Here is a 25,663-nt window from a genome sequence, read left to right as displayed (position 1 = left end):
TTGGCACCTGTTTTTTTATTACCCTAATGTATAAACTAAAAACCTCTCATTCCCATTCTTCTCATAAGCACCTGGCAATCTAACTTCTTTCTTCAGCTCAAACGCAGTCTGATTTTCTAAGAAGAAAATATAGTCCTCAGAAGGATAATATAAAATAATATCCACTTCTCTCCCCGTTTCTTCTACTGAAAGCAAAATGTTATTTACTACATTCATAAACACTTGTACAGAAAATGGATTAAAGAAATAAAACCTATTATCATGTGGATCAATCTCATATTCCTGCGCTAAACAACATTGGAATTGAATTTTCCCCTTACTGTTTCGTGCCTTTCGTGCATAACGATCTCGATTATCCATCGCTTCTTTATAAAACTCTTCATTCATTTCAATTCCAACTGCTGAAGCACCACATTTATGATGCATATAAAAGTTTAATCGCCCTTTTCCGCACCCAAAGTCTACAATTCGGTCGCTACTTCGTATTTCATATTGATTCAATAACTCATCTAACCCGCTATACGGTGTCGGTTCATAGCGATGATAATGCATAGACTTGTTAAACCCTTTTTGCTCACCGACTGTTTTTATATGTAAAACTGCATCGTAATATTGTTCGTTCATTCGTTTTCTCCTATTAAAAAATGGTACTTATTATTATACACCATGTACTGGAGGCTCATTTTTCATCAAATTAATAGGTACGTGAAATTATATTAACGATTTTCTCAATATATCTATCATAACTTCAAATATATCAACGATTTTCTCAATATATCTATCATAACTTCAAATATATCAACGATTTTTCAAATATATCGATTTACCGACAATTCACGACAAAAAAACAGGAGCTCTCTAGCCCCTGTCTTCTAACACTTTCAATACAGTTTGTTTCAATATTTCTACCCCATCCATAATACAACTATGATCAAACCTCATATACGGATGGTGTAATCCAGGTTGTAGGTCTGCTCCTAGTCCAAGCATGACAGCTTTTAAATGTGGTCTTTTCACTGTATAGTAATGGAAATCATCGCTTCCTGTCGTATAGAGAGGCCCTGTGCATCTCTCTTCCCCATACACTTCGAGAATACCTTTACGCATAAAGCGCTCTGCTTCTTCGGAAACCTCTGCTCCTGGTGCAAGATCCATCCATTCGTATGAAGTTTTTGATCCCATCGATGCAGCTGATTCTATTACATGCTCAATCTTTTTCTTTAATTCTTCTAATAGTATATTACTCTCTGCTCTTACATCTAAACTGAAATGACCATTTCCCGGAATAATATTTAAATTATCACCACCAGCTTGGCATCTCGTCATTTTTACTGAATAAGAACTTTGCGGTGGCAGCCAAATATTTTTCAAACCGATATTAATCATGGAAATGACATCAATTGCATTCACACCTTGATGTGGTCTTGCCCCGTGTGCATCCTCCCCATGAATCATACCCTCTAAAAATCCTGCTGCTCCATGACGAATAGATGGGGCTGCTTGTTTCAAAGATAGTTCTTCAATTGGTCTTAGATGGACGCCAAATAAGAAATCAGCATCATCTACAGCACCTTTCTCCACCATCTTCAAAGCACCATTCCCCTTCTCTTCTGCTGGCTGAAAAATAAATCTAACCGTACCACTTTTCCATCTCATATTTTTCAATTGTAAAATAAGTCCCATTACAATGGTCATATGAGCATCATGGCCACATGAATGGTTCGCTTTAAATTCTCCATTTACTTCTTGCCAAAGTGCATCCATATCAGCACGAATCGCAATAACTGGATTCCCGCCTCCAATCTCAGCAATTACACCTGGACAATCATCAAATGTTCTATATGAAATTCCTTCTTCTTTTAAAAAGTCAGTAATATACGCTGTCGTTTCATATTCTTTCCAACTTACTTCAGGGTTTTCGTGTAAATGCTGAAAAATCTCCGTTAAGCGCTCTTGTAGTTCTAATGTTTTCAACGTTCCAGTCTCCTTCCCACATTACAAACGATTCGGGTTAATTATACTTATGAAAAACAGATGTTTTTATGAACATATTGAATTTTAAGAAAAAAGTCAATTATTTATTTTTAAATACTTAAAAAGCTTACTCTGCACTTATATTACAAACTAAACAAACAACTAGAACATTCCTTATTTTCTGTTTTTTATGTTGACGCTTACATAAACTTTTAGTTATCATAACCTAATAAACGTCTATTTTACGACAATTCTAAAAATACAAACAAACATACGTAACAAGGAGGAACTTTATGAAAAAAGAAATACCTTTTGGAATAGCGATTATCCCTATTATCATTACCGTTGCAGTTATGATGGTTACAATTGTTGTATTAAAACAAACCCCTCACGTTCCACTTATTGTTGGTACAACCGTTGCTTCTATTGTCGCTTGGCGTTACGGTTACAAATGGAATGATCTTGAAGAAGCAATGTATAAAGGGATTCGTCTTGCATTACCCGCTATCGTCATTATTATTCTTGTTGGCTTAACAATTGGTGCTTGGATTGGCGGTGGAATCGTCGCAACGATGATTTATTACGGTTTAAAACTTTTAACTCCATCACTATTTTTAGTTTCCATTACCGTCATTTGTTCTATCGTAGCATTAGCAATTGGTAGCTCTTGGTCTACAATGGGCACAATTGGTGTTGCTGGAATGGGAATTGGCCTAAGTATGGGAATTCCAGCCCCAATGGTTGCTGGTGCCATTATTTCAGGCTCTTATTTTGGCGATAAAATGTCACCGCTTTCAGATACAACTAACTTAGCCGCAGGATTAACAAATACAGATTTATTCGCACATATTCGTCATATGTTATTTACTACAGTTCCAGGTTTAATTATTACTCTTATCGTCTACGCGGTCTTAGGAAGAAGCTTCGGCGCTAACAATATTGATGCGAAGACTATCGATCAAACGTTACAAGTATTGCAACAAAACTTTGTTATCTCGCCTTTTCTACTCATTATACCCGTAGTCGTTATGGTATTGGTCGCTAAAAAAGTCCCTGCTATACCAGCGATTCTCGTCGGTATTATTTTAGGATTCTTATCACAAGTCTTTATTCAAGGTGGTTCTGTCTCAGCATCTGTCGGTGCACTCCAAGCTGGATTTGTTATAGACACTGGAAACAAGCTAGTAGACGAACTATTTAACCGCGGTGGCTTAGATTCGATGATGAATACAGTCTCTATGACAATTGTCGCTATGACTTTCGGAGGAGTATTAGAACATACAGGTATTCTTCGCTCAATTGTAAATCAAATTTTAAAGTTAGCGAAATCAGCAAAAGGGCTTATCGCTTCTACTATCGCATCTTGTTTTGCAACAAACCTTACTTGCTCTGAACAATATATTTCAATTGTTGTCCCTTCAAGAATGTACGCAAATGCATACACGGAAAAAGGACTACATTCAAAAAACTTATCCAGAGCATTAGAAGATGGTGGAACATTAACTTCTGTCTTCGTTCCTTGGAATACGTGCGGTGTATTTATTCTCGCAACACTTGGCGTAGGTGCATTTGAATATGCTCCTTATGCTATTTTGAATTTCATCGTACCTATTATCTCAATCATTTATGGTATAACAGGCTTCACAATTGTAAAACTATCAGACATTGAAAAAGCAGAACTACTAAAGAAACAAAAAGCTCAACTAGAAGCTTAAAAATAGCGGTAAATTCAGTTCATATAGTGCGCGAGGTCGCCCTTGTTGATAGGGCATTTCCTCGCCGCAAATATGAGCATACCCGTAATCAACTAATTTCTTTAACAATCTTTCTGTCGATCTTCGAGTCACTTGTAAGTACTCAGAAAGATCAGCTGCTGTAAACTTCAATGACGGGTGCGATTGACTAAATTGAATGATTTTTGACAAGTTGGCCGGACTAAGCTTTGTTTCCTTCGCTATTTTCATTAGTTCCGGATTATCATTTTTCAAACTTTGTACTCTCTGTTCTTTCGGGAACGGACCAAACAAATCTTTATCACTTGTTAGTATATAAAAACAACGATTTATTGGATTGTTCTTTGCAAAACTTTGAGCGATTTTTGCATTTTGCTCCGCTTCTTTCACGGTTTTCCCATAACCAAATCCAATAGCTATCGTTTCTTCTACGCTCGCAAACAAGTTATCTATCGCATTTGTTTTAATAATTGATTCGATATCACCACGAGTTGTATACAAAATGCATGTCATTTCATCCACTTGTTTAAATGAACCACGTAGTTCTTTTGAAATGACATCTAGTTTTTCAAGCAAACTCGTTCGTAATTCTAAGGAAGAAATAATACAAGCACCAACAGTAGCTGAATAGCTTTTTGCTAACTCAGCTTTTATTTTTGCATCTTTTAGCCCATGTATAATGGATTGTGTTGGATCAATCATACGCTCTGAAGGAACACCTATTTTTTGAAGCTCGTCGTAAACAGCGTGAATACTAGTTAAAGCTAAATGAGCCTCTCCAGATTGATATTTAGCTACATGAAAATCGATAACTCTATTTATCTCATCTTTACTCCACAGCATATTTTCATAATCCAACACTTGCGGGCTTTCTTTTATACCGATATCATGGAACACATTTGTAATAAACGAGCGGTCTACTAAATCGATGGAAATGTTATGTGGTTGAATACTTTGATGATACATGATAGAAAGAATTGAAGATGCGACAGTTGTCTCGTCTTGCTGTAAGTATGTACTTGGAATTCGTAATTGTTCTCTTATTTCTTTTGCCATATAATAAGGTAAAGCACCTGAGAAAAAGATGACATCACAAGGCTTTAAACACTTTAATAGTTCAGAAGATTCCGCCGGATGAAGGTAAATATATGGATCAATTTCTATTCCTTCTAATTTTTGAGCAATAGGAAAAAGGTTGTCCATAAATTCCTTTGAACCGACAACTGCAATTTTTATCATCATTTTCTCTAACTCCTTATCATTAATTAACGACTATTTAACGTCAACTATATCAAATGTATAAAACTATTGTAAACAGGAAGGGGTTTCTATTCAATGAAAATTACAGCTATTCATCTTTACGCAATTCGTTTACCGCTTCGCAATCCGTTTGTTATTAGTTATGGCTCTTATTCTGATATGCCCTCTATTATCGTCAAAATGGAAACAGATGAAGGTATTATCGGTTACGGTGAAGGCGTTGCTGATGATCACGTCACAGGTGAATCATGGGAAAGTACTTTCCATACTTTAAAACATACGCTAGCCCCTGCTCTAATTGGGGAAAATCCAATGAATATCGAAAAAATACACGACATGATGGACAATACAATTTACGGTGTTCCAACAGCGAAAGCCGCAATTGATATTGCTTGTTTTGATATAATGGGCAAAAAACTAAATCAACCTGTATATCAATTAATTGGCGGGCGCTACCATGAAGAATTCCCTGTCACTCACGTTTTAAGTATTGCCAATCCAGAAAACATGGCTGGAGAAGCTGCTTCTATGATTCAAAAAGGTTACCAATCTTTCAAAATGAAAGTTGGTACAAATGTAAAAGAAGATGTAAAACGTATTGAAGCTGTACGAGAACGTGTAGGAAATGACATCGCTATTCGCGTTGATGTAAACCAAGGCTGGAAAAATAGCGCAAACACATTAACAGCACTACGTTCATTAGGACATTTAAACATTGACTGGATTGAACAACCTGTTATCGCGGACGATATTGATGCCATGGCTCATATTCGTTCTAAAACAGACCTCCCGCTTATGATTGATGAAGGATTAAAAAGTTCTCGTGAAATGCGCCAAATTATTAAATTAGAAGCTGCTGATAAAGTAAATATAAAACTAATGAAATGCGGCGGCATATATCCAGCTGTAAAGCTCGCTCATCAAGCAGAAATGGCAGGCATTGAATGCCAAGTGGGATCAATGGTCGAATCATCTGTTGCCTCTTCCGCAGGATTCCATGTCGCTTTCTCAAAGAAAATCATTACGAGCGTAGAGCTAACAGGGCCATTAAAATTCACAAAAGACATCGGAAACTTACATTATGATGTACCATTCATTCGCTTAAACGAAAAGCCCGGACTCGGCATTGAAATAAACGAAGATACACTACAAGAACTAACCGTCTTTCAAGACGTTGTACGCTAAAGGAGGACTATCATATGACGGTTCTATACGAAGGAACATTAAAACAAAATAACGAATCATTTCACGTTACATTACTATCACTAGAGCACATCGAACAAATTTTATCACTACAAAACATTGTAGTTGAAGCACTAGAAGATAAAAGTCGTTTACAACCACTCTCGCTAGAAGAATTTCAATACATTCTAGAAGGAAACGGGATGATGATCGGTGCCTTTATACAAAACGAGCTCATCGCATTTCGTGCCCTACTCGTCCCTCCTATCGACGAAGAACATTTAGGACTTGATATTGGCATAGCAGAAAGCGAACTACATCGCGTCATCTATCAAGAAATCTCAAACGTTCATCCGAACTGCCGAGGAAATGGGATGCAAAAAATATTGGCGACAGTTATCATGGACGAATTACAAAACGAAGATAGCAAATACGATTACGTTTGCTGCACCGTTGCTCCTTTTAACATTCCTAGTTTAAAGGATAAATTTGCGCAAGGAATGGAGATTGCTGCATTGAAGATGAAATATGGCGGGAGTATGCGGTATGTTTTTGTGAAGGAATTGCGTGGAGGCAAGGAAAGAAATTGGACGGATGTTAAGAGTGTTCCGATGAGTGACGCTGTTGGACAGCAGGCGTTGCTTTCGGAGGGGTATCGTGGGTATGAGATGGTAAAACTAAATAATACTTTTTTCGTTAAATTCTCCAAATAATCACCTATTATAAAAAAACAAATGACCAATGCATCTTACTTCTCATTGGTCATTTGTTTTAACGTACCCATAACCTATAAATAATTTTACTTATTCATTGAATGGATATTTTCCCTCTGAACATTATCTACATTATCTACTATAGATTTATAATACGGTTTCTGAGAAAATCGTTTATAATCACCTACCACATAAAATTCCTTTTTGGCTCTTGTAACTGCAACATTTAACAAATTAGGCTTCGAACATGACCAATTAGCCGCACTATCGCTATTCATATCTGTGCCAGTTATAAAATAAACAACATCTGCTTCCTTTCCTTGAAATGTATGAACAGTACCTATAGAATTTTTTAAGAAATTTTTAATTAACGTACGAGAGATGTTCATATCCTTCAATTTACTTTCCAACTCTTGTTTCATACTATCCTTTACTGCAGTAAAAGGAGAAATTATATATACATTTGGCGGTTTTGAAATATTTGTCCATAGGCGCACAATATGCTCTATTACTAATTTTCCTTGTTGCTCTACAAATTGGCGATCTGTGGTCAAACCTTTACAGTCAAACCACACACTCTTTCCTCGCTCTTTTTGAGCTAATACCATTTTATTTTCGTAAGCTATTTCATTAGCTATTGTAAACATTGGATCTAAACACCTTCTATGAACCCATAATGGTGTTCCAATCCATTGTCCAGAATTATTAAATGTACCATATGGATTTGCTAAATCTGCCAATGTTTGAACAGAACTTCCCATATCAATATATTTATTATCTATACTAAAATATTTTCTAATATCCCCTAAAATTGTTTGGTCGATTGTGACAACTGGCTCAATTTGAATAGGGTCCCCAACTACTATTACATTCTTTGCTCTCCATATAGCACCAGCTGCCTGTTGCGGACTTGCCTGTCCTGCTTCATCTATAAATAAATAATTAATGCTATCCTTTTCTATACCTTTATACATAGAACTAAAACTTGCAAAAGTCGTACTAATTAAAGGTGTAATTAAATGAATTGTTTCCCAAATATTTTTTAAATACCTTCTATTCTCCGCATCATTCAAATCTAACTTTGTGCGATTATTAAGTAAACGTATAGTGGATTTAATCGCTTTAAAATTGAACGTAAGTAGTAACTTATGAATTTTCATAGCCTTTAAAAACAGCAAGCCTCTTTCAAAGTTCAATTCATCGGTAAGCCAAATTGTATTTAGTTGACGATATTCATATGCCTCTTTTGAATTTGACCAATACTCTTCACTCGGTAGTACTACACCCTGTTCTTTATAATAATTTTGTTGCTCTATAAAAATAGAATTCTCTACCTTTATTTTCTCTATTATTTTCTTATTATCTTTTATTTGTTCCCCTTTTAAATAAGCTTCTTCCTGTTTTCCCTTTAATTCACAAATAATATCATTTAATTCCTTTTCTAACTCCAGTTTTTTAACATTTTTCTTGCCCAAAAGCCTTTTAAAAAAAGATAGCTTAGGTACCATTTGAATTTGTTGCTCTGTCAGCTTTCTTTGCACTTCTAAATACTCGCATCTGTCATCTATCTTTGTTTTCTCTTCTTCAAATATAAGGATTTGTTCTTTCTTTTTTTCTAATGAGTCATTCAAAGATAAATTCACCTTATAATTATTAGAGAATTTTTGAAGTTCTTCTTTTTTCTTAAGTATCGATTCAAAAAACTTTTGAAAATCTTCAACCGCATTTTCCCAGTTTTCTAATGTTATTATTTTGCTCTCTTCTTCTAGTTGCTGTATAAATCCTTTACCATTCTCCTTTGATTTATACAAGGCTTGACCAAAGTTATAAATATTTTCTGACTTCCCAAGAACCCCTGAAAATAGGCCCCATGTTTTTATCTCATCTCCTAAAAGATCTTGCGCTACCGATGAATACATTTCTAGTTCGCTTGCCTCTTCAGCATACAAAGCATCATAATGATTCGGTCCCTTTTCATTAGACGTACGTATTACTTCTTTTTCTTTTGGTAAATCCTTTGAAATATTTTCAACAGCCCCGTTATTACTTGATGCAACTACCATTGAATATTTTCTTAAATTAGGAGCCAATATGTATATTGGATAATGATAGTCATCTACTTTAATTGTTTTCTCTTTTTGAAATGCTTGGGTAGGATCTTTAAACTTTATTATTTCCTTTGCCCTTTCAACTACAATATTTGCAAAAATATCTTTTAACAATGTAGTTTTACCTGTTCCAGGTGGCCCATTAACAGAACTAATTTGTTGATTACTATTTAAAATCTGGTTAACAGCTACTTGCTGCATCAATGATAATCTATGTTCTACAGGTGATGGCCAACGTCCATCGGGTATACGGCTAGGTTGTAAAATCGTTTCGATATATTCCCGATTCTCATTTATATCTATACGTTGTTCAGTATTCACTCCCTCAATAAACTGACGAAGCGCTTCATTTTCCCCTTTTTCCAATATATTAACCAAATCTCTTAAATAAAAACTATTAAAGTTTTGAATAGGAACTTTCTTATCCGCTTTAACTACTTTCAATTCCAAATAATTTATATTACTATCTTCTACTTGATAAAAATAACGTTGGTAAATTTGCTGAACTTTGATTAAGGCCTCGCTTGTTACTCCATTAATAAAAGTATTTTTTATCTCTTCCTCAAACAACTTTAATTGACCTTCAAATTGAACAAGAAGATTACTATAATAATTTTCCGTATTCTGTATCATCCTTTTCATTACATACATAAGCAAAGGAACAAATATTGAACCTGTAATATAGTTCCCTTCATCATCTACAGAAAAAGAAAAGCCAAATAATGTTTTATAATCTTTATTAATAACCTCGTCACTATTTTTTAAAATTCCCCTTATAAAATCAACTAGTTTATAATGTTCAAAACAAGACATATAGTACTGATATTGCACTTTATAGTTCTCATCATCTTTCAATTGATTTTCTTCCCAAGGGTATTCCTCAAGTTGTATTAACTGTGTTCTATTTCTATCTTGATTATCTTTAAAATAACTCTTTTTTATTCTTTCTTCCTTACCAGGAACTTCACTTGGATTTAATGACTCTATCAAACGCCACGCTTCAAGGACTGATTTCACATTATTTGTTTGCATTTTCTCACTCCCACCACAATAATATTCCATTTTAATCCATTTATATTCTTGATAATATCACAATGCACTGAAAATTAATAACTCTATATGATTCAAATAATAATATTCATTTACACAATACCTCGGGCTGGGAACTCCTACTAAACCGTCATCTTCCAACTAGATAACGCTAACCAATTCTCCATTTCCTTATAATCGGGCATTATCTTCCCGACAAGACGCCAAAAAGAGCGATCATGATTTAAATGAACCATATGGCACATTTCATGAACAACTACATAATCAATTACTCGCTGTGGTGCCATCGCTAGCTTCCAATTGAATGTTAGCTGTAAATTTGAATCACAAGTTCCCCACGTACGACTACTATCTGTAATACGAATAGAACGTGGTTTTGTTTTGAAGTTACTTTGATGCACTTTAATACTTTTCTCTACTAATGACTTACACTGCTTATAGTAAAATCGTTTTAATGCTTGTTGTATTTTCTCATCCTTAAGCTCTTTCACATAAATATGTAGCTTATTCCCTTCAAACACTGCATTGTCTTGTGTAATACTTGTATCTTGGGAGATCTGTATCGGATACGTATTTCCTAAATACAGAAAGCCCTCTCCTTGATCATAATCCTTTTCCTGTGGTCCAAGCGCTCGCTCCTGCATTTCCTTACGTGTTTTCTGAATCCAATCCCACTTCTCCTCTAGCAACTGGACTAAGTATTCAACAGGCGTCCCTTTCGGAGCCTGCACTTCCACATTTCCGTACGAATCTACAAAAAGACGCACCGACTTTTTCTTCTTATAAGTTATATGAAAATTAATTGTTTCACCTAAATATGTATGTACCATTTCATCACCTAGTGTATTATTTTACAAATAAAAAAGAATAGGACACAAACGCCCTACTCTACCTATTATATCATTTACCGCTTCATCGGACTCATTACCCTCTATACTTTACACCTAATCCCTTAATGAAATTCCTTGCGTATCTATCGCCGCACTCTTTGTAATTTTTATGGCCTTTTTTTCTTAATAGGGCACCTAGTTCTCCCTTTGTTACCGTAACGCCTACGCTATCTAATATATCAAGTACATCCTCACTCGTTAAAGATAGTGCAATTTTCATTTTCTTTAGAAGAAGGTTATTCGCACTCTCTTTGCTTTGTACAGGTGCCGGTTGTCCTGGTTTCGGATCTTGCTTCCCTCTTTTTAAAGTAATAAATCCATTGAAAAATGCCTCTAACATCATCATGTCGCATGTTAATACGTACTCATCTTCGATTACATCATCATTTTCAGATTCATGCTGAGGTGCTCTCTTTATTTTTGTAAGCATATCAACTACGTCTTCTTTCGTTACTTCCATACCACCAAGTTTAAAGATTTCTACCATATCTATATCTCTTATATCTAAAGCGTACCTTACTCTTTTTAATATATCGTTGTTGCTCATTGCCATTGTGTTTCCTCCTGAAAAGTTGATTATAGTAATGCTTTTAGCATGTGTAAATGAATGTCGTCAAGTTACTACTTTAACATTTTAGGGGGAGGTTTTGTAGTCTTGAGTGGATTAATGCTTGTGGAAGTATACAAACCTTAAATAGCGAAAAATTACTCACTATATAAAAGGTAGGCACTCTACAACATATGCCTATCTTTTATATAGAAATTTATTAATACAATAAATCTCTCTTCTCCTCTATAGTTAACCCTTTAAAATTTTAAGACTTTCTTTTCAACATCAAAAACAATAAGTCTCTCGCACAAATCATTTTCAAAGTAAATAACCCCTGATTATATATATCATTTTCATTTATAAATTTCTCTAATTCTCTTTTACGCTTTGGTATAGCCACTAATTTACCTATTTCTAATTCTTTATCCTGACCAGGTAAATCTTTAATCGATTCTTCAAATAAAGTATTTAATCTAACAGAAGCTGTTATTCCAATTTCAAAGTAATTTTTCTCCAAGAAAACGTCAAAAAATCTATAGTCCGCTTCAAACTTATCCCAAAGACTAGAGGATATCCCCAATTCCTCGTAGACTCCTCGCTCTAATGCTTTCTTCAAAGATACCTCATACGAATTGTAATCTGTTTGGGATATCCCCTCCATAACCGTAGAGTTATATTTATAAGCATTTTCAGAATACGCAGCTCCTTGGGCACGTTTGCTAAAAATAATACTTTCCCCATCTTTAGAATCACTTATAACAAAGGCATTAATCCCCAATGAAGTTGTAAAGAAATTATATTTTTTCAAGCCTTCTTTCATATTTTCTTGGTCTAAATCTAAAATCATATCTCCACGCTCTTTTAATTCACCATAAATTGATCTAACAACCCGATGAGTAAAATAATCCGTATGAAACAACTCCATTTTCACTTCCGGTACTTCCTCATAGCCCTTACGCTGATCTGTGTTCATATTATAAACTCCAAATTTAGGTCTATTAAACAAGCATCCTTCCTCTTGATTAACAAACTGTTGTGCAACAATATCCTTATGTTTCTCGATAAGAGCATTCAAATCAGAAATTCCAGTCTGTTTTATAACATCTTCAAACATCTTTGATCCATCAAATGAGCAATCTGCATGTATCTCGAACTTTTCATCGTGTTTTAAAACCTGATCTAACAATTTTTTTGGAAATCCAATATATAAACACCTTTCACCAACATTAATATTTATATCATTATTCCCATAGTAAGGATTCGCACTGCTTATCTTTAAAATATTTAAATCCTCTATTCCAGCCAAATTTTTCAATTTTAATTTTACTCTTAATCTTTTATAGTAATGACATATTTGTTTATACATAGCTGGAATCATTATTCCTAAGACCGCCCCTAAAAATAACGTTATTAAATCCCAATACACGCCTAATTGTTCTTTAAATTCTGATAAATGATACATTATCCACCTCTATTTATAAAATTAGATTTCTTAATATTTTATCATAACGATACCCCTAAAAATAGCAGAATGGTTTCAATAAATACAACTCAAATTAATTCTAATATCCCTCTTCAATTTACCTAAAATAAAAAGGTAAGGCACCGATAACGATGCCTTACCTTTTCAGCTATTTATTTCAAACCAAGCCCTCCACTCCCACCTATGCAGAGTGTAAGATATTAATGGTTTTATTACATTCTTAAACCTTTTTCTTTCAAAAAACAAACTTTATCAAAATAAAAGTTTCCTTCTGCAAAAGAATTTAAAACTAAACTAAACAACTACCCACAAATTAATACCATCTATTCCCCTCTATCTTCAGGGGAGTTACACCATTTCACTACCCTCAACCTCACCAACACTAGCCTCAAACTTATCCAACAACGCACGCACTTCATCAGTTGATTTCGTGCTCATCAATTGATTTCTTAGTTCAGCAGCTCCAGGGAAGCCTTTTACATAAATTTTGAAAAAGCGATGAAGTCCTGTAATTGAACGTGGTAGTACTTCTGCATATTGATCTTGAAGATCAAGCTGTAGTCTTAGAAGATCAAGGTGTTCTTTACTGCTATGCTCTCTCGGCTCTTTTTCAAAAGCGAACGGATTTTTAAAGATACCTCGTCCAATCATAACGCCATCAATGCCGTATTTTTCAGCAAGTTCCAACCCAGTTTGACGATCAGGAATGTCTCCATTGATTGTTATTAACGTATTTGGTGCGATACGGTCACGTAATTTTTTGATTTCCGGAATTAGTTCCCAATGCGCATCTACTTGGCTCATTTCTTCTCTTGTGCGTAAATGAATAGAAAGATTTGCAATATCTTGTTCGAAAATATGTGTTAACCACTCTTCCCACTCACTTAACTCTTTAAAGCCAAGTCGCGTTTTTACACTTACAGGTAGTCCGCCCGCTTTTGCGGCTTGAATAAGTTCTGCCGCAACATCTGGACGTAGAATAAGGCCACTACCTTTTCCTCTCGATGCTACATTCGGTACTGGGCAACCCATATTAATATCAATACCTTTAAATCCTAGCTCTGCCATGCCAATACTCATTTGACGGAAATATTCAGGATTATCTCCCCAAATATGTGCCACAATCGGTTGTTCATCTTCTGTAAAAATTAAACGGCCACGTACACTTTTCATACCTTCTGGATGACAATAGCTATCCGAGTTTGTGAACTCTGTGAAGAATACGTCCGGGCGACCAGCTTCACTTACTACGTGACGGAAAACAACGTCTGTCACATCTTCCATTGGTGCAAGTACAAAAAATGGTCGTGGTAAATCACGCCAAAAATTATCTATCATTTCAAATTCAAATCCTCTCAATATGAATGCAATTTCAAACTCTCAATAAAAAATATAAAGCCCGATGTTACACTTATATCATGCCTAATAACTTATTATCAAACACAAATGTATTTTGGCATATATAATTTGTGAAAAGCTACAATGTTTACTATAACTAAAACTGTTTCTGCGTCGTATTTTTATAAATAAAATGTATAGTGTACTAACTCGCCTTCACAAAACAATAAATCTGTAAATATTTAATCATTTATTATTTTATCCAATTTTTGAAAATCTACAAATTCACCTAAATTTTGTATTGCATCCAAGCATATGAAAATATTTATATTTATTTCTTTAAAATGCTTTTTAGCCGCATTCCAATAATGCCTATCTATTCCTACTACCTCTAATCTGGAAAATCCCGAATCCATTTTTAGTAACCTTTTTCTATAATTCAAAGCGCTATTTTTATCAAGGAAAAAAATCAAAGCATTTTGATTAATAGTTTTAAAAAAACCTGTATTTTCTCTATTTTCAAATTCCATTAAAGCATAATATGGCTCCCAACAGTTTTTTTAGTTGGAAGAGCTGCCCACTGATTATAATAATCTGGAATTCTAATTTTCATAACATCATTAAATAACGATCTAGTTAAATTAAAGATCATTTTTGTTGCAGGATCTTCTAAAACTGTAAATCTACAGCTACTTTTCATAATAAAGCTAAATATCCATTTAGCGAATTTTAACATTTCTAATTCGCTTCCAAATAAAGATAGTATTTTGGTGAATTTTTCGTTATCTGAATATACTAACTGTCTCTCTATCCCTAAATCTTTCATTAACCTAATAGATAATTTTTTCAAAGTCGGAAAAATAAAAATCACTCTTGGTTTCGTTCTTTCTCTAAAAAATAAAGTTGTAGAAAAATTTTTCGTGCTTTGATCATAAAGATCCCCTATATACAACTCCCCCTCCATTACAATCTTATTAATTATCTCTCTAGCATTACTATAACTATCTATTAACACAACTATCGGAGCGTGATTGACCTCTATATAGGTAGGTCTCATTTTAGGTATGTCAAATTCATCACTTGATATACCTATGACTTTAATTTCATGGCTATTTAAGAATTCCAGTGGAGCTTCATCGCTTACATATGATGGCGTTGACTCAATTAATGCTCCCGTTATAAAATAGAAATTCTCCTTATCAATTATATTTTTACAATTCTTGATAGCGAAAACACCTAAATCTATATAATTAGATATATTTTCGACTTTTATTACTGGAAAATTGTTAAAATCAAATAACCTCACTTTTTCATCCATTTTTTTTGATTTAACTGGATAAATTCTTTCATACTTATTTCACCCAAAATATCCCCACACCAAGAAATATTTTCTGTATTTTTAAATTCGTTTATTTTTTTGTTTAAATATTTAATTATACCCATATCTTTCATTCTAAAAAACACACTTATGTAACTTTATCTCAATGGTTTCCTCAAAGTTTTCATTTCTTGAATACTTTTCTAAAGCTTTATCAAGTCTTGTATCGGGGTGATTTTCCTTAGAAAAATACTCACTTAAATTCTTTTTAGACTTTAAAGAATTTAGAAACTCATCTGAATAAATTTGTATATTCAATGAGTGTAAACATATTCTCTCAATCCAATATCTTTTTTCTTCGTTATTTAGATTCTGATTATTAGTGATGATATTCATCTTACTACAGTATTTTTGATAATATTTAGGTTTACGCTCAAAAAACTCTTTCTTAATTTCCAAATTAATATTTTTTTCAATCCACAGTAATTCTTGATTATTAGCATAAATCTCTTGCACATTGACTGTACGGTTAAAAATAATTGTAGACAACTCCCGAATTTTATTATAATGTGATTTATCCAGTTCCTCTAAGGCAAGGTTACACTCTTTTTCAAATAAGAGTAATAAGAAGCCTAAATTTGAGCAATTAGTAAGATGCATATGGAACAGTTCATGTATATAAGTATTTATCTCTGTACCTAACTCCAAATTTTTCCCCATAGAAAAATTTATATAGCCACCATCTCTTAAACTATAACTACCTAAAACCTCAAAATTTTTATATTTCATCAGTCTCCCTCCAAAATATACAACCATGTAGAAACTTTAGCATCTTCACCTAATTTCTTAATATAGTATCAATGCCATAATTTATATCAGTTTTATCCACAGCTACGTTATTCAAAGATTGTATAAAAATATGGCTTATCTTCTTCCAATTATCAAGTCGAATTTTCTCTACACTAATTGAAGTCGTTTTTACAATTTTCCCCTCATTTATTTTCTTTATTTGATTTTCTAAACTTAGAGCACCAATGAAAAATGTATTATCCAAGGCCTCATACCAGTCCATAGCATCCCAAAAAGATGGTAGTGCATCATATGTATTAATACCATTTGTACTGCTATTAATTGTTCGAAGTTGTTCTATGTCAATCTTCCAATGATATGTATCTTCTGGGATTAATCTGTAAGGTTTTTTATATTGTATAAAGAATGATTTTTGTGATACTTTGTAACCAAAATCATACCCTTCTATTTTTTCTTCAATCTGACTGATACTAAAAGGATAGATTTTTTTATCTAGCATATACTCAAAATGGCTAACTAAATGATGAGTAATACAAGCTTCATAATACTTTTCAGGTTGAATTTTCGACATAGATATCCCTCATTTTATTAAATTTAAAGGAACATAAAAGGCAATTCCACCGAAGTTTAATTGCCTCTTTTTTTATAAATTATAAAATATAAATATTCCAATTATAAATTCTAATAAATACTTATTAAAAGATATGTTCTTATCCACTTACAATTAATATATTTTACCTCTCGTAATCAATTATTATCATTGAATTTATTAATTTAATTATCTACAAAAGTCAAACTAGGATGAAATAGTACATTCGCGCTGTACAAGTGAGTTTTAAAATGGGATTAAGATAAGCGATTTTAATACTCACGTTTAAAAAAACTAGGCATAAAAATGCAACTCAACTGATTAATTAAGAATTGTGGGAAACTGTACCAAGATGTTTACCACAATGCCCTATGTATACTCGCTGAGTATCTTTATCAATATAATAATGAATCCTAGTTTTGTTACCAATTTTCACATGCCATGCAAACACCTCTTTCCCTAATCCTGGGATAACACATTCTCTTTCGGCTTTATATTTACGAACCTTCAATGTTTCATCAGATTCACCTGAGATCTTAAGCTTAGTTTCATCCAAAAAGATTTTCTTCCTCTCTTCATCAGACACATCTTCTAATAATAAATTTAACTCTATGTCTGCTAGAGCCAATAAGCCATTCATTACATCCAAAAATCTACCTTGAAAGTTATGTTGCCTAGCACTTTTTTTTGCTTTATCTAAGATTACAATGTTGCTTCTCTTTTCAGAGACCTTTCTAAATACATCATCTATGTTATTAGGTCTATCTATAGACTCAAAATATGCTGGTAATTCATCTTTACCAATATAATTATCTACCTCATGGGAATGATAATCTTCAGAAATATGATACTTCCTCGCAATTAAATCTTTCTCTTCTTTCAAGGATACTATTAATGAATGTTTTTCATTAAAGCAAATAGTTAATAATTTATATACGAAGCTATTACTTGTTACAATTGGAGTCATAATTAAAGATTTACTAGCTACGTCCTCATAATAGAAAGGACCAGTATTTACAAGACCTAGCATTATTAGTTTTGCCTCTTCCTGATTAGGCATACTGTGTAAAAAGGACCTCAGAGTGCCTCCTAAAACTGAAACATCCCATAAGTTAGAAAAAACGAACACTTGAAATTTTTCCATTTTTAAGTAGCTTATCAATTCGACAATTTCTTTTAATTTAATTTTTACTTCTTGTTCTTCTTTTTGACACGCTAAGACACTATGATTTAAATAAAAGCTACTCATTCTTCTATCAATCCTAATAAATCATTATATGTTTGATCAAAAAAGTTTGTAGGCCAATAAGCCAATCTACCTTCTTTTGTTATTTCTATATCCGAGTAAATTATACTAGCATCCTCTTTTTCAAAAAATAAAATATTAATTTTTTCTAATAAAACCGGAGTTCTCTTAACATTATACCGTAATCTATTAATAATATGTTCACTGTGCGTTTCTATCACTAACTTCCTTCCGTTCTCTAAAACGAAAATACATAAGTCTACAAACAAGGATTGTAATTTAGGATGAAGGTGCACCTCTGGATTCTCAATTAAAATTATCTCATCTCTTTTACTTGTCAATAAAAGCGTAATAAGCGGAAGAATTTGAGAAATTCCAAATCCTACCTGATTCAAAGTGAACTCATTCCCACTTTTGATTTCTTGTATAGTAATTTTAAATCTATCTTTATCTAATGAATTAGAGCGTATTTTATAATTATCACCTAACAGTTTATTGATCCATTGATCAAAAACCCTAGAAAACGTTAAAGCTTCCATCCCTGTCTCACTATGGAAATCAGCCGGATTATTCCAATACTTATGAATTACTTCAGCGGTATATTCACCCGATAAACCTAAATTATTTTTTAAAGATGTACCGCCTTCTATATAATCATCTAATCTGAAAGCCTTTATATATTTTATATTTTCATTATTAATTAATCTCAAAAAGCCCCTAATTTTATCTAAAGTAGGTGAACAAATTATCCTTTCTTCTTCATTAGGAGCTCTATATATGATAGGTTCAGGCACTATTCCATTAATTTTACAAAAACCAGCATCCTCTTTTCCTTCTATTTTATACAATATATTTGGAGTTATTTCATCTACAATTTCCAAGGTAATTGTGTCTAATTCTTCACCTTCTTTTTTAAAATATATCTCCATGAAATATAAAACTGGATTTGATTCAAAATAGGGTATTTTGATTTTCGAAAAGTCACTCGGATTTTTATAAGCTAAATTAACAATTAATTCCTCAACATTATATTTTTTTAAGACTTTCTCTTCAAAGGTAAAAGACAGCTCAATTGTTTCGGTATTTGGTTGATTTTTGCTAAGTATATCTGAAAAACTCCCTAATTTTAATTCTTCATTTACAGCTAATATAGAATAACCTTTGGATTTTGTTTGAGTTAATAAATAAATAGACTGTAATAAAGAGGATTTACCAGAATTGTTAGTTCCTGAAACAATTGTTATACCTGGCAATTCAAAATGATTATTCTCTTCATGACATTTAAAATTTTTCACTTCAAAATGTTTGATCATAGTAATTTTCTCCATTCAATATTTTCTCGAAAAATTCCAACCACTTATTAAATCTATAAGTAACATTCTTCTTAGTTAGTGTATTCGATGTGATAGAACGTCTAAATTCATCGTCCTTTTGGATTAATATATTTAATCCTTTTACAATTTCTTCTTTATGATCGAGTATTACACCAGCTTCATAAATTGCAAAAGAATACGATAAAATATCAAAAAGAGACATATTTATTCTCTTAATTTGAGAATTAGCTTTAATAAATGCATCTTTTCCAAAAACTTCATAAATTGTGCTCATTGTAACATTAAGCACATTTTCAAGTTCCTCAATATTCTGCTCATTTATTAAGTTTTCATCAAGTGTACTATTTAAAAATGAATTTAAGTTGCCATTGTACCCACCAGGTCCTTTAATATAGAAAGAAATAAATCTTAATACAGCTTCTTGATGTTTTAACCTTTTTTCCTGTAAATTACCCTTCACTAATTTAATAAAATTTGGATTTTTAGATAATCTTATTAATAATTTTACCCGGATGCCTCTGTATATACTATTTCTAAGCTCTTGAGCATTTAATTGGGTCGCACCTTCATTAATTCTCTCAAATATATCAAATCGAATATCTGGATGTGATTCCTTCTTAATAATAAATATATGCAACTGGTAATCTTCAATCTTTCTTTGGTAACTGTCTAAATCCTTAAAGTATTTTTTTTCAAATTGCGCTAATACAGGTAACTGTGATAAAGGATATTGATTATCTAAAAACTCAAAGAAAGATGTCAGGCGCTGTTGACCATCTACTACTTCCCATCTACCTTCTCTTGTTTCTGCAAAATAAATAGAAGGAACAGGTATATTCCTTAGAACTGATTCAATAAGTTTTGATTTTTTGGGTTTAGTCCATACATCTTTTCTCTGATACGATGGCTGGAGAATAATATCTCCTCTCCGGCATCTACGATGTAACTCGAAAATAGATAATTGAGCCCTATCTATAAAAACTTCCCTCTCTTCTTCTGGAATATAGGATAAATTGTTACCCTCATCTTCTTCTCCGATGCCAAATTGTCCATTAATACTTTCTTCAACTAAATAGCTTTGTGACATAGTTTTATTAAATTCGATTAATGATCTCCTCTTCTTTTTCATACTTAGCTCCCTTAAGGTCATTTAATATTATTATTAACAATTTTAGCATAAGAAAACCCTTTAATAAAAATTAGGACTAACTAAAACATTTGATATATTTAAAACTTCATTGATAAGTATCTTTAAACTCTAAAAATTATGTATACAGCTCATTTTCTTTTGTGCTTTTCATTTAAAATTTTTCACTATTCAAACTCAAGGAAAATCCCCCTTACTTTAAAATCGTCATAGAATGTTGCTAAATTATTCCCATAAAACTTATATGGACCACACAAAACCTTAAATCTCTAAATAAAACGATCTTAATTTATTAATTTCACACTCGTCTTGCATGCAAAAAGCAAAGAATCATACGAATGAGACAACATAACCCTTATTCGATTCTTAGCTGATGGAATGATTTCTTGAGAAGATTACAGAATAGTAGTGTAACAAAATAAGGGCAGCTTAAAAGGGGTATCTAATGCTAAATTAGAATTAGAGAGTTAGAACCGCAGATGACGTTTCAAGAACAGCCAGAAACGACAACATCAAAAAACTAGAGAATTATTCACATATTAATGTTTTGACCCCAGAAATATTACACCGTCTCATTAAAAGAATTGAAATAAAAGCAGACAGTACAGCGAGAATCTTTTATAGATTCTCGCTACCACCTACTTTTATTTATACCAACTTAAGCCAAGCCACACACTCCACATGCGTCGTATGCGGGAACATATCAACAGGTTGTACTTCCTGCGTTTTATATCCGCCTTCTCCTAGTACTTTTAAATCACGTGCTAATGTTGCTGGGTTACATGATACGTATACGACGCGGTTTGGCTTCATGTCGATGATTGTGTTTAGTAATGCTTCGTCACAGCCTTTACGCGGTGGGTCTACGACCATTGTGTCGGCGATTACGCCTTCTTTGTACCATTTTGGAATGACTACTTCTGCTTCTCCTACGCCAAATTCAGCGTTTGTCATGTTGTTTAGTGCTGCGTTTCGGTTTGCGTCTTCGATTGCTTCTGGGACGATTTCAACGCCGTACACTTTTTTCGCTTTTTGCGCTAGGAATAACGAGATTGATCCGATGCCGCAATAGGCATCAATTACTGTTTCGTTACCGTTTAATTTTGCGTATTCTAACGTTTTATCGTATAGCACTTTCGTTTGTTCTGGATTTACTTGATAGAATGAACGTGCTGAAATCGCAAATTTAATGTCACCGATAAAGTCATAAATATATTCTGATCCGTATAATACTGTCGTTTTGTCTCCGAAAATTACGTTTGTACGCTTCGTATTTACGTTTTGAACAATCGATTTTACTTCTGGGAATTTCGCTGCAATTTCTTCAATAATTGCTTTTTTGTTCGGCAATTCTGCTGTACGTGTAATGAAGACCAGCATAATTTCTCCTGTTACTTGCCCGTAACGAGCCATTACGTGACGAAGTGTTCCTTTGTTACGCTCTTCGTTGTACGCAGTGATACCGTGCTTTTCACAAATACGTTTTACTTCTTGAATTAATGTATCGTTTTCTTCTGCCTGAATTAAGCATGATTCCATATTAATGATATCATGCGTTCCTTGGCGATAGAAACCAGCTACAAGTCCGCCTTCACGTTCTCCGATTGGTACTTGTGCTTTATTACGGTATACCCACGGATTTTGCATGCCAAGTACAGGATGAACAGGAACATCACCTAGTCCTCCAATGCGCTGCATAACGTCACGTACTTGCTTTTCTTTCGCCTGTAATTGTCCCTCATATGATAAGTGCTGAAGCTGACAACCGCCGCACTGATTATATACTGGGCATTCAGCATCTTTACGATATGGGCTTTCTGTATGAAGCTTCATTAAACGACCAAATGCAAAGTTTTTCTTCACTTTAATAATTTTAATTTGCGCTTCTTCACCTGGTAATCCGTTTTTAACGAAAATAGGATAGCCCTTTACTTTCGCAACACCGGCACCATCATGTGTTAAATCTTCAAATATTACATCTATAAACTCGTTTTTCTCAACTGGTGGCGTCATTTTAGTACTCATTTTCCGACCTCTCTTTTTCATAACACTGCGTTACATTTTATCATACTTATATGGTCTTTTTCTATTGGAAGAAAAAAAGCTATTGACGATACTTCTCTGTTAATGTTACGCTACTACTAATTTAATACGGACGATGTTACCTCATATATACTTGATAATATGGATCGAGAGTTTCTACCCGGCAACCTTAAATTGCTGGACTATGGGGAAAACTAATGAATATTAGCCTATGCGCAAAAAAGGACTCATATTGATTAGCTTTCTCTCATAGATGAAAGTGAATCCATATGGGTCTTTTTTTATTTTTATTTTTCTAAAAGGTCAGACATCTTACGTATGACATAAAACCTCATTCCTTTATTTTTAGTAATATAACGAGCGTTTTATGTACAAACTTTATACGAACTTCTGAAAGGGGCAACTACATGCAATATGTAATGAGCATTATCGGTATTATTGCCGTGTTAGGTTTATGTTTTGCTTTGTCAAACAACAAAAGTAAAATCAACTTCCGTGCAATTGCAATTATGATTGGTTTCCAAATTTTAATTGGTTGGTTTATGTTTGCTACAAAGATTGGTCAACAAATCATTATTTTCATTAGTAAAGTTTTCAACAAACTAATTAAACTTGGTACGACAGGTGTCGATTTTCTCTTTAATGGAATTCACAGAGATTTTGTCTTTTTCTTAAACGTATTATTAATTATCGTATTTTTCTCAGCACTACTTTCAATCTTTAGTTATTTAGGTGTTTTACCATTCATCGTTCGCGTTGTCGGCGGTGCTATTTCAAAAATTACTGGTTTACCACGTGTTGAGTCATTCCACGCAGTAAACTCTGTATTCTTCGGTTCAAGTGAAGCGTTAATCGTTATTAAAAACGATTTACAGCATTTCAATAAAAACCGTATGTTTATCATTTGTTGTTCTGCGATGAGCTCCGTTTCTGCTTCTGTTACAGCATCATACGTAATGATGTTAGATGCAAAATACGTACTGGCAGCTCTTCCGCTAAACTTATTCTCAAGCTTAATCGTTTGTTCGTTATTAACACCAGTTGATACGAAGAAAGAAGATGAAGTGATTCAGAAATTTGATAGAACTCTATTCGGGGACAGCTTTATCGGCGCAATGATTAACGGTGCGCTTGATGGTTTAAAAGTAGCTGGTATCGTTGCCGCATTAATGATCGCCTTTATCGGTGTGATGGAAGTTGTAAACTACGTAATTAGTGCAGCTTCAGGCGCAATGGGACATGCTGTTACTTTACAACAAATCTTCGGTTACGTACTTTCTCCATTCGCATTCTTAATGGGTATTCCAACTCAAGATATTATCCCAGCTGGTGGTATTATGGGTACGAAGATTGTTTTAAATGAGTTTGTAGCAATCCTTGATTTAAAAGACACAGCTACAACATTAGCTCCACGTACAGTTGGAATCGTTACAGTATTCTTAATTAGCTTCGCAAGTATTAGCCAAATTGGTGCAATCGTTGGTACAATCCGTGCCCTTTCTGAAAAGCAAGGAAGCGTTGTTTCTAAATTTGGTTGGAAAATGCTATTTGCATCAACACTTGCTTCTATTTTATCTGCGACAATCGCTGGATTGTTTATTTAATAAAAAATCACCTTTGCTTAGACAGCAAGGTGATTTTTTTATTATCATCATTTAAGAAACTGAAGAAAACTCTAATGCCTCTTCCTTATTAATAATTTCCCCCTTATATTTACCTTTCACCGAAATATCAATAATTGATTTATTTTCTGCTTCCATTTTCCCTAAAGAAAATATATATATTAAATCATCTTTTTTTAACATCCATTGTTTTCCGTGCCAAGGACCAGTTAACTTCTGTTCTGGTGACGCCAGTATTTCTCCAAAATATTCACATTCGCCTAGAGATGTTTTTACTGTATTCTTCTTCGTATTAATAACTACATATTTAAGGAGCTTTATACTTTCACTTGAAAAAATCTCTACTTCATGATCATTTTTTTTCTTAAATTTCAGCTTTCCATCTTTTGTATTAACCAATTTACTTTGATCAATTGCATTTAGTACAAACTCATACTCTTCTTTTGTAACACCGAAATTAGGGTGATATGGAAAACTTTTTTTCTCTGCATGTTCTTCTACATATTTTAAATACCATTCCATATTACTCGCTAGATGCTCTCTCATTCTTTGACCAATACTCCCTACCTTTTTAAGAGTATCTGGTTCCATCTCTATTGTCATAATATCCGCCGTCACTTCCGCATTAATAAGATGCGATGGAATATACTCTTCCACGCTATTCGCTTTACTCACTTCACTTTGGCAACCAACTATAAATAGCGATATGAAAAAGATATATATTATTTTTTTATATTTCATTTCTATTCTCCACTCCATACATTATTCTTACTTAGTTTTATAGCGGTTTTCATTATAGTATAAAATCTTTATATTTTAATAAAATATATATTCTTATGCAAAATTGCATATTAATATGTATTCTTCTTACTTTAAAATTAGCTTAAATCACTTTCCAAATTATACAAATAACAAGTTAAAAATGTTATAATTTTCAAAAAACCATTGGAGGATATTATGAAAGCCCACGCAATTTTCGATTTCTTACATTTACTAGTCTTAACGCTGAAAAGCTATTATGTATGGGGAATGCCTATCTATGTCTTCATTATTCCTCTTATCTTTGTAGTCGGTTATATTATTATTAATTCTAATAAGAAACAAAAAAATACATCTATTCAAAGTCACTAATCTATTACCTTAATAGCCTCCTAAAAATCATATTCCCCTCATTTTCTTCAAATGATATGATGAACAAGGGTATATCCCCACCACTCTTATAGCGGTGGGGATTTTAATGTCAATATGCAACATACTACACAATAGAAGGTGA

At 33.2% G+C, this 25,663-nt stretch carries 23 protein-coding genes, 1 pseudogene and 1 riboswitch; of the genes and pseudogenes, 6 read left to right on the top strand and 18 right to left on the bottom strand.

The genetic code is table 11. The features are described from left to right. Positions 1 to 18: 18 nt before the first annotated feature. Both ACUL40_RS21695 and ACUL40_RS21690 read right to left on the bottom strand, forming a co-directional pair. A complete protein-coding gene (locus tag ACUL40_RS21695) occupies positions 19 to 624 on the bottom strand; it encodes an SAM-dependent methyltransferase (RefSeq protein WP_001005626.1) in 606 nt (201 codons plus the stop codon). Between the two features lie 234 nt (positions 625 to 858). Beyond that, positions 859 to 1,974 (bottom strand): M20 peptidase aminoacylase family protein, encoded by a 1,116-nt coding sequence (locus ACUL40_RS21690; RefSeq protein ID WP_000853516.1) that lies wholly within the window; start codon positions 1,972 to 1,974, stop codon positions 859 to 861. 293 nt (positions 1,975 to 2,267) lie between these two features. Between ACUL40_RS21690 and nhaC the strand changes: the two genes are divergently transcribed. Beyond that, on the top strand, positions 2,268 to 3,689 hold the full coding sequence (nhaC, locus tag ACUL40_RS21685; protein WP_233935781.1) for a Na+/H+ antiporter NhaC: 1,422 nt from the start codon (positions 2,268 to 2,270) through the stop codon (positions 3,687 to 3,689). Here nhaC and ACUL40_RS21680 read toward each other — a convergent pair. Then, positions 3,678 to 4,949, bottom strand: a complete 1,272-nt coding sequence (locus tag ACUL40_RS21680; RefSeq protein ID WP_445423007.1) for a transcriptional regulator — start codon at positions 4,947 to 4,949, stop codon at positions 3,678 to 3,680. The two genes, nhaC and ACUL40_RS21680, sit on opposite strands and share 12 nt — an antisense overlap. A 93-nt stretch (positions 4,950 to 5,042) precedes the next feature. Between ACUL40_RS21680 and ACUL40_RS21675 the strand changes: the two genes are divergently transcribed. Further along, complete coding sequence (locus ACUL40_RS21675) at positions 5,043 to 6,152, top strand: mandelate racemase/muconate lactonizing enzyme family protein (RefSeq protein ID WP_100651550.1); 1,110 nt, start codon at positions 5,043 to 5,045, stop codon at positions 6,150 to 6,152. A gap of 14 nt (positions 6,153 to 6,166) precedes the next feature. Next, entirely contained in the window at positions 6,167 to 6,862 is a 696-nt protein-coding gene (locus ACUL40_RS21670) for an N-acetyltransferase (RefSeq protein WP_100651552.1), read from the top strand. A gap of 86 nt (positions 6,863 to 6,948) precedes the next feature. On the opposite strand, the gene ACUL40_RS21665 is transcribed toward ACUL40_RS21670, so the two are convergent. From ACUL40_RS21665 to ACUL40_RS21605, 13 genes are all read right to left on the bottom strand, one after another. After that, complete coding sequence (locus ACUL40_RS21665; protein ID WP_100651554.1) at positions 6,949 to 10,002, bottom strand: DEAD/DEAH box helicase; 3,054 nt, start codon at positions 10,000 to 10,002, stop codon at positions 6,949 to 6,951. A gap of 140 nt (positions 10,003 to 10,142) precedes the next feature. Continuing rightward, positions 10,143 to 10,850, bottom strand: a complete 708-nt coding sequence (locus ACUL40_RS21660) for a M48 family metallopeptidase (protein WP_100651556.1) — start codon at positions 10,848 to 10,850, stop codon at positions 10,143 to 10,145. A 94-nt stretch (positions 10,851 to 10,944) separates the two neighbouring features. Next, entirely contained in the window at positions 10,945 to 11,463 is a 519-nt protein-coding gene (locus ACUL40_RS21655; RefSeq protein ID WP_100651558.1) for a YehS family protein, read from the bottom strand. A gap of 262 nt (positions 11,464 to 11,725) precedes the next feature. Further along, entirely contained in the window at positions 11,726 to 12,922 is a 1,197-nt protein-coding gene (locus ACUL40_RS21650) for a hypothetical protein (protein ID WP_100651560.1), read from the bottom strand. A gap of 369 nt (positions 12,923 to 13,291) precedes the next feature. Continuing rightward, complete coding sequence (locus tag ACUL40_RS21645; RefSeq protein ID WP_100651562.1) at positions 13,292 to 14,281, bottom strand: tRNA dihydrouridine synthase; 990 nt, start codon at positions 14,279 to 14,281, stop codon at positions 13,292 to 13,294. 242 nt (positions 14,282 to 14,523) lie between these two features. Continuing rightward, a complete protein-coding gene (locus ACUL40_RS21640; protein ID WP_233935774.1) occupies positions 14,524 to 14,811 on the bottom strand; it encodes a hypothetical protein in 288 nt (95 codons plus the stop codon). Continuing rightward, positions 14,811 to 15,587 (bottom strand): hypothetical protein, encoded by a 777-nt coding sequence (locus ACUL40_RS21635; RefSeq protein WP_233935773.1) that lies wholly within the window; start codon positions 15,585 to 15,587, stop codon positions 14,811 to 14,813. Before ACUL40_RS21635 ends, ACUL40_RS21640 begins: the two co-directional genes overlap by 1 nt. Beyond that, complete coding sequence (locus ACUL40_RS21630; protein ID WP_233935772.1) at positions 15,584 to 15,733, bottom strand: hypothetical protein; 150 nt, start codon at positions 15,731 to 15,733, stop codon at positions 15,584 to 15,586. The genes ACUL40_RS21635 and ACUL40_RS21630 overlap by 4 nt, the downstream gene beginning before the upstream one ends. A 1-nt stretch (position 15,734) precedes the next feature. Continuing rightward, positions 15,735 to 16,388, bottom strand: coding sequence for a hypothetical protein (locus ACUL40_RS21625; protein WP_233935771.1), 654 nt, complete (start codon positions 16,386 to 16,388; stop codon positions 15,735 to 15,737). Positions 16,389 to 16,437: 49 nt separating this feature from the next. Further along, positions 16,438 to 16,980 carry a hypothetical protein gene (locus ACUL40_RS21620; RefSeq protein WP_233935770.1) on the bottom strand — a complete coding sequence of 181 codons (543 nt, stop codon included), beginning with the start codon at positions 16,978 to 16,980 and terminating at the stop codon, positions 16,438 to 16,440. 343 nt (positions 16,981 to 17,323) lie between these two features. Continuing rightward, positions 17,324 to 18,247 (bottom strand): hypothetical protein, encoded by a 924-nt coding sequence (locus ACUL40_RS21615; protein ID WP_100651564.1) that lies wholly within the window; start codon positions 18,245 to 18,247, stop codon positions 17,324 to 17,326. Further along, on the bottom strand, positions 18,244 to 19,557 hold the full coding sequence (locus tag ACUL40_RS21610) for a DUF3696 domain-containing protein (RefSeq protein ID WP_161945243.1): 1,314 nt from the start codon (positions 19,555 to 19,557) through the stop codon (positions 18,244 to 18,246). The genes ACUL40_RS21615 and ACUL40_RS21610 overlap by 4 nt, the downstream gene beginning before the upstream one ends. Further along, positions 19,541 to 20,707 (bottom strand): DUF262 domain-containing protein, encoded by a 1,167-nt coding sequence (locus ACUL40_RS21605; RefSeq protein ID WP_161945244.1) that lies wholly within the window; start codon positions 20,705 to 20,707, stop codon positions 19,541 to 19,543. Before ACUL40_RS21605 ends, ACUL40_RS21610 begins: the two co-directional genes overlap by 17 nt. A 529-nt stretch (positions 20,708 to 21,236) precedes the next feature. On the opposite strand from ACUL40_RS21605, the pseudogene ACUL40_RS21600 reads away from it, so the two are divergent. Then, positions 21,237 to 21,311, top strand: a pseudogene (locus ACUL40_RS21600) (hypothetical protein); the annotation flags it as partial. Positions 21,312 to 21,373: 62 nt separating this feature from the next. On the opposite strand, the gene rlmD reads toward ACUL40_RS21600, so the two are convergent. After that, positions 21,374 to 22,750 carry a 23S rRNA (uracil(1939)-C(5))-methyltransferase RlmD gene (rlmD, locus tag ACUL40_RS21595; RefSeq protein ID WP_074047942.1) on the bottom strand — a complete coding sequence of 459 codons (1,377 nt, stop codon included), beginning with the start codon at positions 22,748 to 22,750 and terminating at the stop codon, positions 21,374 to 21,376. Between the two features lie 121 nt (positions 22,751 to 22,871). Then, positions 22,872 to 22,973: riboswitch (purine riboswitch) on the top strand. A 202-nt stretch (positions 22,974 to 23,175) separates the two neighbouring features. Here rlmD and ACUL40_RS21590 point away from each other — a divergent pair. Next, positions 23,176 to 24,372, top strand: a complete 1,197-nt coding sequence (locus ACUL40_RS21590; RefSeq protein ID WP_001200484.1) for a NupC/NupG family nucleoside CNT transporter — start codon at positions 23,176 to 23,178, stop codon at positions 24,370 to 24,372. A gap of 51 nt (positions 24,373 to 24,423) precedes the next feature. On the opposite strand, the gene ACUL40_RS21585 is transcribed toward ACUL40_RS21590, so the two are convergent. Next, positions 24,424 to 25,131: a hypothetical protein gene (locus tag ACUL40_RS21585; protein ID WP_445423008.1), complete on the bottom strand. Its 708-nt coding sequence runs from the start codon at positions 25,129 to 25,131 to the stop codon at positions 24,424 to 24,426. A 216-nt stretch (positions 25,132 to 25,347) separates the two neighbouring features. Here ACUL40_RS21585 and ACUL40_RS21580 point away from each other — a divergent pair, with 216 nt between their 5' ends. Beyond that, entirely contained in the window at positions 25,348 to 25,521 is a 174-nt protein-coding gene (locus tag ACUL40_RS21580; RefSeq protein ID WP_000643592.1) for a hypothetical protein, read from the top strand. Positions 25,522 to 25,663 lie beyond the last annotated feature (142 nt).

Source organism: Bacillus sp. KNSH39, assembly GCF_052656585.1.
The sequence above is the reverse complement of the archived record's forward strand: the minus strand, read 5'-3'. Positions and strand labels throughout refer to the sequence as shown.